The organism is Moorena sp. SIO4G3 (assembly GCF_010692305.1).
Taxonomy (GTDB): domain Bacteria; phylum Cyanobacteriota; class Cyanobacteriia; order Cyanobacteriales; family Coleofasciculaceae; genus Moorena; species Moorena producens_A.
In genome coordinates, this window is sequence record NZ_JAAHIG010000252.1 from 1 (window position 1) to 13,329 (window position 13,329).

9 protein-coding genes are annotated in these 13,329 nt (G+C 43.3%); 5 read left to right on the forward strand and 4 right to left on the reverse strand.

Translation table 11 applies throughout. From position 1 onward, the window contains the following. Positions 1-1,044, forward strand: a 1,044-nt coding sequence (gene bioF / locus F6J99_RS31200; protein ID WP_293118774.1) for an 8-amino-7-oxononanoate synthase, incomplete at its 5' end; no start/stop codon positions are given. A gap of 19 nt (positions 1,045-1,063) precedes the next feature. On the opposite strand, the gene F6J99_RS31205 is transcribed toward bioF, so the two are convergent. From F6J99_RS31205 to F6J99_RS31220, 4 genes are all read right to left on the reverse strand, one after another. Next, entirely contained in the window at positions 1,064-2,737 is a 1,674-nt protein-coding gene (locus F6J99_RS31205) for a CocE/NonD family hydrolase (RefSeq protein ID WP_293118776.1), read from the reverse strand. Between the two features lie 56 nt (positions 2,738-2,793). Next, positions 2,794-4,284, reverse strand: coding sequence for an SLC13 family permease (locus tag F6J99_RS31210; RefSeq protein WP_293118778.1), 1,491 nt, complete (start codon positions 4,282-4,284; stop codon positions 2,794-2,796). Positions 4,285-4,593: 309 nt separating this feature from the next. Beyond that, positions 4,594-5,046 (reverse strand): cupin domain-containing protein, encoded by a 453-nt coding sequence (locus F6J99_RS31215; RefSeq protein WP_193431296.1) that lies wholly within the window; start codon positions 5,044-5,046, stop codon positions 4,594-4,596. A 1,409-nt stretch (positions 5,047-6,455) separates the two neighbouring features. Next, positions 6,456-6,932 carry a nucleoside deaminase gene (locus tag F6J99_RS31220; protein ID WP_293118780.1) on the reverse strand — a complete coding sequence of 159 codons (477 nt, stop codon included), beginning with the start codon at positions 6,930-6,932 and terminating at the stop codon, positions 6,456-6,458. Positions 6,933-7,638: 706 nt separating this feature from the next. Between F6J99_RS31220 and F6J99_RS45740 the strand changes: the two genes are divergently transcribed. The 4 genes from F6J99_RS45740 to F6J99_RS31235 all read left to right on the forward strand — a co-directional run. Next, positions 7,639-8,007, forward strand: coding sequence for a Uma2 family endonuclease (locus F6J99_RS45740; protein WP_365974585.1), 369 nt, complete (start codon positions 7,639-7,641; stop codon positions 8,005-8,007). Positions 8,008-8,030: 23 nt separating this feature from the next. Next, positions 8,031-8,264 (forward strand): Uma2 family endonuclease, encoded by a 234-nt coding sequence (locus F6J99_RS45745; RefSeq protein ID WP_287313732.1) that lies wholly within the window; start codon positions 8,031-8,033, stop codon positions 8,262-8,264. Between the two features lie 218 nt (positions 8,265-8,482). After that, positions 8,483-9,964, forward strand: a complete 1,482-nt coding sequence (gene murD, locus F6J99_RS31230; protein ID WP_293118782.1) for a UDP-N-acetylmuramoyl-L-alanine--D-glutamate ligase — start codon at positions 8,483-8,485, stop codon at positions 9,962-9,964. A gap of 117 nt (positions 9,965-10,081) precedes the next feature. After that, the coding region (locus F6J99_RS31235) for a patatin-like protein (protein ID WP_293118784.1) at positions 10,082-13,329 on the forward strand (3,248 nt) is incomplete at its 3' end.

Below are 13,329 nucleotides of genomic sequence, written 5' to 3' on the forward strand. Positions count from 1 at the left end.
TTGATTAACTTCGCTAGTAATGACTATCTGGGACTGGCAGGCTCACCTCCTTTAATCGCAGCAGCAGTTACTGCTACTAAGGACTATGGTACTGGCAGCACTGGTTCGAGATTACTTACTGGACACCGGGAACTGCATAGAGAATTGGAAAATGCGATCGCATCTCTCAAACAAACTGAAGATGCGATAGTCTATAGCTCTGGGTATTTAGCAAATATAGGTACGATTGCAGCGTTAGTAGGGAAACGGGATTTAATCCTAGGGGATCAATACAACCACTCCAGCCTTAAAAATGGGGCAATTTTGAGCGGTGCCCAGGTAATCGACTATGATCACTGCAATATGGCTTCTTTGCAGAGTCAACTGATTCAATACCGACAACAGTACCGCCGCTGCTTAATTGTTACTGATAGCGTCTTTAGCATGGATGGTGATTTATGCCCCTTGCCTGAGCTATTAGGGTTGGCCAACCAATTTAATTGTATGCTCCTGGTGGATGAAGCCCATGCTACGGGAGTTTTGGGCGCTACAGGCGCTGGGTGTGTGGAACATTTTGGCTGTACTGGAGAAACGATTATTCAAGTGGGCACCCTCAGTAAAGCTTTGGGTAGTTTGGGAGGGTATGTGGCTGGTTCGGCAGTTTTAATTGATTTCCTCCGAAATCGTTCTCCTAGCTGGATTTACACCACTGCTTTATCTCCAGCAGATACAGCAGCAGCATTGGCAGCAATCCAAATTGTCCAACAAGAACCAGAACGGTGCGCTCAACTGAGGAATAATGTAGAGATTCTCAAACAGTTAATTACTCAGCAGTTGCCTAATCTCAACTGTTTGCCCTCTGAGTCGCCTATCCTTTGCATTTCCATAAATAGTGCTACTGAGGCTCTTGCTGTTGGCGAAACATTGAAAGCAGCTGGTATCTTCGCCCCTGCTATTCGTCCTCCTACAGTGCCTACCAGTCGAATTCGGATCTCAGTTATGGCAACTCATACACTGGATCATTTCGAGCAGTTAGTTGCTGCTTTGGAGACCTGTCAGCTATAGCGCTTATTTATAATGGCGCTCATTTTGGGTCAGACCTAAAAATAGGTAATAAAACACGAGTTGGATAATCTCCTCCACAACTCACCTTCAAAGTAATAATCTGAGCATCCATCAATCGACTTTCACCAGGGAAAGCCCCGGTGCCGGAATTCACTGGATAAGCGGGAAAACAAGCCCCACTCAGACTTAAGCGCAACTGATTTCCTTTAGCAATACGCACACAAGTTGCCTGCAATCTAATCCGCCACGGATTAGTAGTATTGTCCCCAGGATTCACCCGCCGATATCCTTGAGTGACATTGTAAACCCTGCCATCAGGATGGACTTCCGACAAAACTGCACAGATATCAAAACTGGGAGTATCAGCGGTGCAAAACACCTCGGATACTACATCCCCTACCAAATGTAAATCTTCTGCTAAGGGTTCAGAGGTGTAGGTTAAAACATCTGTGCGACAATCTATGGCAGTGCGATCGCATGAACCGACTGGCATCCCTGCATGACCCCCCATTGCTGGAACTGGACGCCAAGGGTCATGAACTAATAGATCACAGGATAGATCATAGGTATGCTGGATTTGGGATACTCCCTCTGTCTCCGATGGCTGTTGCATTTCTTGAGACTTTTCTGGCACTAATTTTCCAGAATCTTCCCTGACACTGGCTAAACCGGAAGTTACCAGATAATAAGATTTCTGATTGCCATCAGGCCAACTATCAAAATAACGCCACCGATTAGTTCCCATCTCAAATAGACAAACAGGCGGTTGCTCAAGCACCTTGGTATCAATTCCCTTGAGGAACTGGTCAAACCAACGCACTTGCAAGCCATCAACGGGACTATTCGCCTGGAGACCATAATCCACTGCTCCCACTTTACGCCCCCAAGGCAGGTGCGCCCAAGGTCCAATGATCAGATGCTGGGGCGAACTGGCATGAGATGCCATATCTTTATATAAATGAAGTGTCCCTCGCAAAAATGGGTCAAACCATCCCCCAATGTGTAACATGGGCATGTCTACATCCTGCATCATTCCCTTGGGAGATAGTTTTTCCCAGTATTCATCTGGGTGAGGATGGTCTAACCAGTCGTGATAAAAGGAGTCTGGTGCTAAGTCTTGGAGAATTTGAGGGCGAGCCGGAATTGGGTCATACAGGGGTAAATTCCGAGATGCTGCATACAGCAGTTGATAGGCTTGCTCATCTGACCGCAATCGTGCCGTTTCTGTTGCTAATTGTATCGCCCAACCCAGATTAGCTTGTAAACAAAACGCTCCTCCCTCATAGGCCCAATCGCTGTATAAATCATAGCCAATCATCGCTGGACAGATAGTTTTCAGAGCCTTGGGATAGCTTGCAGCAGCGTACAGTTGAGTCATCCCCTGATAGGAAAAGCCATACATGCCCACATCCCCAGTGCTACCGGGTAAAGTTGCTGCCCAGTTAACACTATCAAAGCCATCTTCTACTTCGTGGGCAAACAAATCAAACTTACCGTCTGAAGTGCCCCTCCCCCTGACATCTTGAATCACCACAATGTAACCCTGGGCAGCATACCAAGTGGGATGAGCATAGACTACCGTAGATGCGATCGCTTTTCCATAGGGTTGCCGCATCAGCAACACCGGAAACTCACCAGCACTATCGGGACGGTAGATATCCGCATCCAGCCGTACTCCATCCCGTGTTACCATTGATGCTGTTTCTTGTTTAACCTTCAACCTTCCAACCTGCTACCTGTAACTTATAGTCATCCCAACATGGGGATAGCTACAAAATTCATCAACAAACTTACTATAATTACCCCTACTATATTTAACACTAATCCTACCTTAGCCATGGTAGAAATTGGGAAATATTCCTGAGAGTAAACAATTGCATTGGGAGCAGTTGCCACTGGCAGCATAAACGCGAAGGAAGCCGAAATTGCAGCAGGCCACATCAACAAAGCAGGTGATACATTTATAATCGGTGCAGCAGTAGCTAAAATAGGCATAATCAGAGCTGTGGTTGCTGTATTCGAGGTCACTTCTGTCAAAAAGGTCATAAATACACAGATGCAAACCACCATCAAAACCGTTGAAAGTCCCTGCAATCCAATTTGTAAATTATACCCTAGGAATTGAGATAATCCTGACGCAGCAAACCCTTTAGAAATTGCAATTCCGCCCCCGAATAGCAGCAATATTCCCCAAGGAATTTTCACAGCCGTTTCCCAATCTAGGAGGTTGATTTGCTCTCCCGTCTCTGTTTTCACAGGAAGTATAAACATGATAACAGCAATTAGGGCAGCCACACTGGAATCATGAACAAAGTTAGCCACGCCCAGATAGGTTGCCCAACCCGTTAATGTAAAGGAACCGATGGTGATATCTGCCCTAAAAATCCACAACAATGCCATTAACCCAAATAAAATGGCAACGTATTTTTCTCCCTGAGACATTTTCTCCAGTTTCTGGACTTCTTTGTCTGGAATATTAAAATAGTCTGAGGATAAACTGTTATTATCAAGCTTGACTATTATTTTAGTTAAATATATCCAAGTTAACAATATAAATATCAAAACAGCTGGCACTCCCACCATCATCCATTGAAAAAATGTAATGGCGTTATTTTCTGGAAAATTTTCTTTAAATTGTGCCAAGAATATCAGGTTAGTTGGCGTCCCGATCGGGGTTCCAATTCCACCAATATTAGCTGCGTAGGCAATTCCCAGCATTAGGGAAGTTCCCAGAGTTTTCCCTACATCAATATTGGGATTAGCAAGAGCCGTTTGTTCGATAATAGAGATAGCTATTGGCAGCATCATCAAGGTTATAGCTGTATTTGCTATCCACATCGACAATACTGCTGTTGCTAGCATAAACCCCAAAATTAACCTGGTCGGTTTGGTACCAACAACGCTAATAATGTGGAAAGCAATCCGCTGATGTAGGTTATATTTTTCAACCGCTTTAGCAATAAAAAAAACTGCCATCAATAACAATACTACATCAGAAGTATAGGCGGAAGCAACCTCTTCAGCAGAAACAATTCCTAAAAAGGGGAATAAACCCAAGGGAATTATCGAGGTGGCCGCAATCGGGATAGTTTCAGCAATCCAAAAAACTGCCATGAGAAGCGTTGCTCCTAGCATTCTCACAGCAGTTGGTGGTAAATTTTCAGGGAGTAATCCTGGAAAAAATGAAAGGAGCCAGCATAGGGTAAAAATACTAACTCCTAGGTAAAAGCTTTTTTTCATCAATAGGACTTACGCAGTATAGCACTACGCGCAAGGCAAAAGGCTTGCATACAAAAGGCAAAAGGCAAAGGTGCGCTTTCCGTAGGCGAATTAAATTCGCCACGGGTCGCACCTAAAAGTTGAATAAAAAAGCTTTTCAGCTTGTATCAACGTCATAACTTTAATGGGTAGTGCTATAACTCTACGCTGAGACGTAACCCATAAGCTGTTCGCGCACGCGTGTGCGTAGCACATAAGCTGATAGCTGATAGCTGATAGCTGATAGCTATCAAGTGATTAACAGTCCCAGATATCTAGCTATTAAATTCTTCAACAAGCTACCAACACATCTTGACCCCCAAGCACTCTCATATCCTCTTCATCGAATTCAACCGGTGTACCACTGCGAACTAGTTCAGCAAAGTCCTCATTAGGCACCATCCAGCACAGGGTATACAAACGCTCAGTCCCAGTATTTCTAATTTCATGAATTCCTGTAGGGGGAACTAATAAGGTATCTCCAGTCCGCAGCGTAACGATTTTGCCATCACAGCTGGCTAACCCTTGACCCTTGAGGATATAGAACATTTCTACTCCAATTTTATGATAATGGAGCGGAGTCTTTCCTCCTGGCTCAAAAATCTCTACACAAAATGTTATTGAAGCATTAGCACTGTCTGGATCGAACACAATGGCTAAGCGATTTTTATCCTGGGGACTAATACGATAAGCTTGGTAGTCTTTGGGAGACCTAACTACCGGAATCATGCAACGATTATCCATGGTTGAGTTATTACTGTTGAGGGTTGACTGTTGAAAATTTAATTGATAACTTAATTAGTTAAGTGCTTTCAGAGTTGTCGGAGAATCTTTGACCAACTCAAAGCAAAGCATTGATTAGAATTGTAAGTGGTAACTTTTAGGGAATAATCTTAGTCAATAATCTAGTAAGATAGTCGCCGCATAGTCTTAGACTAGTTGCAGTTTACTTTATCTACCAATCCCTAGCTATTAAATTTAATATTATCTAAATTTTTGTGGGGCGATTGACTTAATCCGGGACAGTTTGTAAAGAAATATGAAATAGCCCTTGAATTCCCCTAAACCCCACAGCCGATAATTCACATTTTTTTTAGGGTGATTGACTTAATTAATTCGGGACAGTTTGTAAAGAAATATGAAATAGCCCTTGAATTCCCCTACACCCCACAGCCTATACTCGACCTTAACCAGCAATCTTGATTTGTCTCTAGGTACTGAATATAGAGGGGTTAGGTAATAAGCGGGTTTGTATCTGGGTTTTAAACACACGAATTGCCGAAAAAGGCTTGCATACAAAAGGTAAAAGGCAAGAGTGGCAAGATATACGGAGTTTTATTGGAGAGTAAAAAAATACCATACAGGTTTACAGGGAGCAGGTCTTGCGTTGCTGAAACATTAGTACTATGTCCCATGAGCGCAAGCAATTACCCATTAGGGGGCTATAGATAATGTAAAAATATTATGCATAAGTGAGATGCTGCCGGGTGCATCTCCTAAAAGTTGTTTGACAAGGTGGTGCGTTACGGGGCGGGCTGTCTAAACCCTGGCGCTTGAGCGGAAAGCGATGCAGAGGTGCGACCCGTGGCGAATTTAATTCTTAATGCGGAAAACGCACCATTACGGTCTTGGGGGTTTCCCCCACTCGCTATTGCATCAAGACAATGAGGCCCCCCCTAACACACCCTACGCAACTTTTTTACAAATATGAGATGCACCCGATGCTGCCCCTATTACCTATTACCCATTACCTATTACCTATTACCTATTACCTATTACCCAAATAAGCGTACAAATGTTCTGCATAAGTGATATGCTCCCGGTTTACATCTCATTTATAAACCCTGTATATGATCTCAGAATAGTTACCTTTAAGAAAAATCTCCCCATCTCCCTATCTCCCCATTTCCCTATCCTCTCATCCCCCTATCGTCTCATCTCTCCTGCTAAGGGTGATCGGCTTTTGATTCAGTAGCGATCGCTTTTTTTAAGCCCTAAGCTGCTACACTCTAGCGTTTATCGTAGCTATGAGGTACACATTATTTTTGCCCTCTTCCCTCTTCCCTCTTTCCTATTATATGCTCCGAAGTCCCTGCTCCCTGCTCCCTAAAAACCATAACTTTGTACCTCACAAGCGTAGAATTGCTATAGTATTAATACTCTACCTTATCGGTTTTTTCTTGCCATTCTTGGAAAGCTCTTAAGGCTTCATCCCGCATTAATTGAATGATTGGGAGTTTGCGATCGCTTATGGGCAAGTCCAATTCCTCGTAAATGAATTGGTCATCAAATCCAATTTGAGCGGCATCAGCTTTAGTATTGGCATAGTAAACCTTGTCCAGCCTAGCCCAGTAGATCGCCCCGAGGCACATTGGGCATGGCTCACAGCTAGTATAGAGTTCGCAACCGGTCAGTTGAAAAGTCTGTAAGACCTTGCAGGCATCACGGATAGCTACAATTTCAGCATGTGCCGTAGGATCATTAGTGGAGGTGACTTGATTATGAGCTTTGGCAATAATCTCTCCATCCTTGACAACCACTGCTCCAAACGGACCTCCCTTTCCAGACCTAACGCTGATCACAGATAGAGCAATGGCCTCGTTCATAAACCGACTGTTGGGCTGTGTCATGAATTTCCATGGTTTAGAATTCTCGCTTCGCCATCATACCTCAGTAGTCAGGAGCGGAATTTTGAAGAAGGTGGGTTACGGCACTTTCCAAGACTGATTGATAATCTCTCAAATCCTGGCCGCGCCTAACCCACCCTACGGAATATCTAGGGGTTTGCCTTAACCTAGGGTCATTTTGATGTGCTCCATCATTTTCTGCTTCCTAGCCTCTGATAAGGAAGGCTGCTTTACAGGCAGTTCCGTAGTTTTCTGCAGGTGCTCCATGATTTTCTGTTTGCGTTGTTCTTCTGAAGTAGCCATAGTTAATATGTTGAGAAATATTGTATTACATTAATTTATGTTAAGATTTATCGGCTCATATGGCAAGGTCAAATCCCCATATTTCCCTAATGCTTCAAGCTGCTGGAGTGTCTGGAGTGCTCAACCCAGCACCTGTTGAGCTTTCTTGATATTTGATATAATATTCAGTCTTAAATTCCATCCCGAAGTTCTTGTCAATAACCTGGTAGTTTCGATTCTGTTCGCGAAGCGGTTGCAAAGGAACATGGCTTTTTGGAAAATCCCTGTCAAAAAAATTTTTTCTCAGCTTGATAGAGAGGATGCGATTTAGTTATCAGCACTTTGTAACTTACCCAATTGATAACTGCTATAGATAGTAATTATATAATAAAAAAATGACCTATTATTAGCTTCGGAGACCAAACTAATGGTAGTGACGAAACAGAGAGCAGATCGGGTGGTTTTACATAACATTTCCTGGGAACAGTTTGAAAATCTGCTGCTGGATTTAGGTGACCATCGCTCTGCTCGTTTAGCCTATGATTATGGTACCATTGAGATTATGACTCCTTTGCCTGAACATGAATATTATAAAGAGGTGATTGGTGACCTAGTTAAAGAGCTGGCAGATGAACTAGATTTAGACTACGAAAGTTTAGGGTCAACAACCTGGCGGCGAGAGAGTAGCTTAGCTGGGGTAGAAGCAGATAATTGTTTTTATATCCAAAATGAAGCGGCGATTCGAGGCAGGTTGGACTTAGATCTCAACCAAGATCCCCCCCAGATCTCGCTATAGAAATTGATATAACTAGTAAATCACTGCCTCGTTTGCCAATCTATTCTCGCTTGGGAGTCCCAGAAATATGGTGCTATGATTCTGGCAAACTAACAATTTACTTACTGCAAGAGGGTGAGTATGTAGAACAAGCAAAGAGTAGGGTTTTTCCTGAGTTACCGATTCAAGAGCTTCCTAGTTTAATTGAGCGCCATCGGGCTGATGGTAGGCGGGCAATTAGGCGAACAGTGCGAGATTGGGCAAGGAACTATTTTTAAAACATTCGATATTTTTGGATAATCTTTAAGTCCTATTAATGTCAAGTAATAAAGAATTATAGCGTTGATAATACTTATAAAGTCAAGTCAAGTTTCTTCCCCCTACTCCCTACTCCCTACTCCCTACTCCCAAAAAGTAAGTAACTTATCCAATTCAAAACCGCTATAACTGCTATAGTTATAAACGGCAAACCATCAGATGCACTACCAATCAAAGTATGCCTAAGGCTGATGTTATTGGATTAGGACGCTCAGGTCTTGCAGCCGCAAGACTTCTAAGAAAAGAAGGTTGGGATGTCACTCTCAGCGATGCCGCTAGCCCTGAACGGATCGCTGCACGTTATACCCCAGAAGACTGGCAACACCAACAACAACAGCTTGCCAGAGACGGAATTAACCTTAAACTGGGTTATTCCCTAACCCTAGACTCTTCAGACTTACCCCAGCTAATTGTAGTTAGTCCTGGTGTTCCCTGGGATATACCAGTCTTAGTTGCGGCTAGGACCCAAGGCATTGAAACCATAGGGGAAATTGAATTAGCTTGGCGTTATCTCCAATCCCCATGGGTAGGTGTTACTGGTACTAACGGCAAAACTACTACCACCTCTCTGATTGCTGCTATTTTTCAAGAAGCTGGTTTCCATGCCCCCGCCTGCGGTAACATTGGTTATGCCGCTTGCGAACTCCTCCTAGCACCAGAAATCACGGGTAAACCCCAGGAAACATCCCCAATCGATTGGGTAATTGGGGAAATCAGTAGTTACCAAATCGAATCCTCCAAAGACCTTGCCCCTCGTATTGGTGTCTTGACAACCTTGACTCCTGACCACCTCAGCCGTCACAAAACTCTGGAAAACTATTATGATATAAAGGCATCTTTACTGCGTCGCTCCCAGTTACAAGTTATCAATGGGGATGACCCTTACCTGGGTAATTTGGGAGTAAACTATTGGCCCGATGCCTATTGGATCAGTATCACAGGTGGTCAGGGAGACAGGAATTTTCAACCTTGGGCTTACATCCAAGATGACTGGGTGATAGCAGACTCAGAACCGATCTTGCCAGTAAAATCCTTACAAATGGTCGGAGATCACAATCGACAAAATTTATTAATGGCAGTGGCAACAGCACGATTGGCAGGAATTGAGAAAAATGCGATCGCATCCGCCATTGCCAAGTTTCCTGGTGTACCCCATCGCCTAGAAAAGGTGATTACCTGGCAGGGGATAGACTTCATCAATGATAGTAAAGCCACCAACTATGATGCGGCTCAAGTCGGTTTAGCCTCAGTAGCTGCACCCACTATTCTAATTGCTGGTGGTGAAGCCAAAGCTGGTGATGATACCAGTTGGATTGAAACCATTAAACTCAAAGCAGCGGTTGTGTTACTCATTGGTGAGGCAGCACCTGCTTTTGCGGCACGCCTTAAAGAAGCTGGCTACTCCAGTTACGAACTTGTGGAAACTATGGCGAAAGCGGTACCAAGAGCAGCAGAACTAGCTCAACAGTATAATGCTAGTGTTGTCCTGCTTTCTCCCGCCTGTGCTAGCTTTGACCAATACCAAAGCTTTGAACATCGCGGGGATGATTTCCGCAGGTTGTGTCAGCAGCACCTTACTACTATAGCAAAGGGAACAGGGAACAGGGAGCAGGGAACAGGGAGCAGCGATGCAGTCGGCCAAAGGGGGTTTCCCCCATGAGCGACTGCATCAAGACGGGAGTAGGGAATATGGCATCAAAAATTCTCACAATTCCTACACGGATTGCTATATTTAGCCAGTAACTAACGGTAACGTCCCTAATTGGAGAGCCATATTATGTCTAGCCAAAACTTTAGCAAGCCAGAATTTAGCAGAGAACTGCGCTTAGGACTAGTGGTTTATGGTGGAGTCTCTCTAGCGATTTATATGAACGGTGTTTGCCGCGAATTTTATAATGCTGTTCGCGGTCGAGGTATCTATAAACTTGTTAAAGCTCTCACCGATTCTGATATTATTGTTGATATTCTCTCAGGCACGTCAGCGGGAGGGATTAATGGGGTTCTGCTGAGCTACGCTTTGACCAATAGTAGTCAGGATGAAGTCATCGATTTTGAAAACTTTGCCCAAATTTGGCGGGAAAATGGCAACATCCGCAAGCTCATGCATAAACCTAGCATTACTCAAGGTAAAAATGATGGGGAATCTATTTTAGATGGCAAGGGCTACTATCAAGATGCACTAGCTAAAGCCTTTGAACAAGGGCAGAGTAATAAAAAGAAAGCACCCTCAGACGAGTGGGTATCTTCCTTTAATGAATTAGATTTATTTGTAACAGGAACTGATGTTGTAGGACGGGTTGATACCGTTTTTGATGATACCGGACGGGTGATTGATCTTAAAGACCACCGCACGATTTTTCATCTCAAGCACCGTCAAGGTCGCAAAGAGCCCTTTAATCCCAATTTTAACCCAAACAATTCAACGGTTCAAGACACCTATCAAGCTCTGGCCAAACTGTGTCGTATTACATCCTGTTTTCCAGTTGCCTTCCCTGTGGTTACCGTTGAGTTAGATAATCCTAGCAATCAGGTCGATGCCAAGTTAGTAGAATGGGGAATCCTGAAGAATCGCAAGTTACCGGAAACCCCTCCAACCGGTGGGTATCAATTGCACTTTGTGGATGGAGGTGTGCTAGATAATCGGCCTTTCAGTTACACCATCAAAGAAATGTATTATCGTGCCGACTATTATCCAGTTGAGCGCAAGTTATTTTATATCGATCCCAGTCCAGATAATTTTGCTGGCAGCCAAAAGTTTAATCAGATGCCAAAGCCTGATGTCTGGGAGGTAATCCAGGAGTCGTTGTTAGGAATGCCGACCTATGAAAGTATTAGTAATGATTTGGGGTTAATCAAAGACCGTAACCAGAAAATCCAGCGCTACCATTCTCTGCTAGCCGATGCGGAATCCCCCTTATTTGCTAAGGCTGACAACTCCCAACAGACAACGCTCCCAGTTGAGACGGGAATTTATTGGCGTAGTCGTATGATTAGCTTACGCGATCGCACATTACCTCTAGTCTTGAGAATGTCTCAAGTCAGTAGCACCAAATCTTACCAAGAAATATTAAACAAGCAAGTCATTTTAGATAAAATAGCTAAGCTACTGACCCAACACATTACTGAACCGGAAAAACGGGAAAATAACGACATTATTCCCCAAGACCCTAGTCAACAGATTAGCAATCTCGATATCGAATATGCCTTAAGGAAGCACTTCTATATCGTTAAAAAAGTTTGTCAGTTGATGAATCAGGAGCCATCATTATCTGAGTATAAAACGCTCCAATCCCTAGCCTTAAGGCTAGGTCGTCACATTAAACTCCTAGAAGTCCTTAAGATGGCATTAACTAAGCTGTTGAATCATCCCCAGGTTAGTCAATCCTTCTATGATAGGATATCATGCTTTCAAACTAATCAAAGTTCAGAGTATACGGATAATAATAATAAACTGCTTAGTGATATTTACAACCGTCTAATTCGGTTATACCGTTTCTTGCTCGATGCTGAGGGGCTAGCAGAATTTGTCCCACAAAACCATCAGCAATCCTATTTAGAGACAGTCCCAGCCTATTTCTTGCAAAAATTACCGGAAGAAGCAGCAGAACAATTAGCCGCTAACTCTGAAACCCAAACAGTTGGAAAAACTACCATTGACTGGTTGCCCCAGCGGCGAATTTCCAGCATTTTTGAACAATTTCAGCAAAAAGTTAATCAAGTAGAGCAAGAACCAAATCAACTTCAAAAAATCTGGGAGGCTGAAAAATTCAAAAATAACGATACGGAAAATAATGGAGAACAATACTCCTCCGTTTTGTGTAAGATAGAGGAAGCATCAGAGAAATTCATTGAACTAAGTGGGGTAAATCAGTCTGAAGAACTCTTGACTCGTTTTAAACGATTTCGAGAACTCGATAAAGTTTTGTATCCCTTTGAGTATCTATCTGAAATTGAGGAAAAAAATCTGATCGAGACGATTCGGATTAGTCCAGATGATGCTCAGCTGGGTTTTGGTAAAGGGCAAAACTTAGATAGTAAACTGGCGGGAAATACCTTAAATGCGTTTGGCGGTTTCTTTAAGAAGTCTTGGCGTTCCAATGATATTATGTGGGGGCGCTTAGACGGATTAAACCGGATCGTGGAAGGGTTACTTACTCCTGAGGGGATTGCTAAGTTTCCTAATTTTTTGAAACGACAAGCTCAAGAATATAACATACCTGAAGCCGGAGAAGAATTTGAACAGTTTAAAGAACAGTACTTAGATTTTTTAATTCAAGAGTCTTTCCCTAACGCTACCGCTGATCACCAGGATAAAATTAAAGGTCATCTACGTAAGCTGGCGACTCCTAATCCAGATATTTCTGAGGATTATCTCAAAACAATACTGGATGATTTAGTGCTAGAAGGACATCGTGATATTCTCAGCACTGACCTACAGAATGTGATTGAAGATGAAATTTCTGAACAACTAGAGTGGAGTCAACAGCGAGTTCAACCTGCTGCTCCTAACGATAGTCAAACCACAAATCTAACCACAAGTCTAACCACCAAACCCCAGTATAGTCTAGTTCAGGGTAGTTTTAGTGAAACCATTAGTCTACTAGCAGCTCAGGAATTAGCTAGGAAAAGCATTGACTCCTTACCCCAGGGTAAAGAAACGTTCTTTCTCAACCATTACCAGGTGGGTTCAGAGACATTGTCAAAGGATATTCCCACTACTATCCTAACAAATCTCGCTACCCGAGCTGCCCTGATTGTGCGAGATCTGCTGATCACTGTATTAGGCGATCGCACTCCAGGCTTTGGTCGTAGTTTGATCTATCAAGTCTTGAATACATCCTTACAACTATTTTATTGGTGGCAACAGATTAGCCAATCATCAGGGATTAAAAAGGGTGATGGTAGTCGCCAGAAGTTGATTTACCTGGTAGTGCAAGTAGCCTTGTTGCTGATTGCTGTCCTGTCTGTGGTTATTATCCTATATCGGTCATGGATATGGTTTGCGATCGCATTTATTACTGGGCA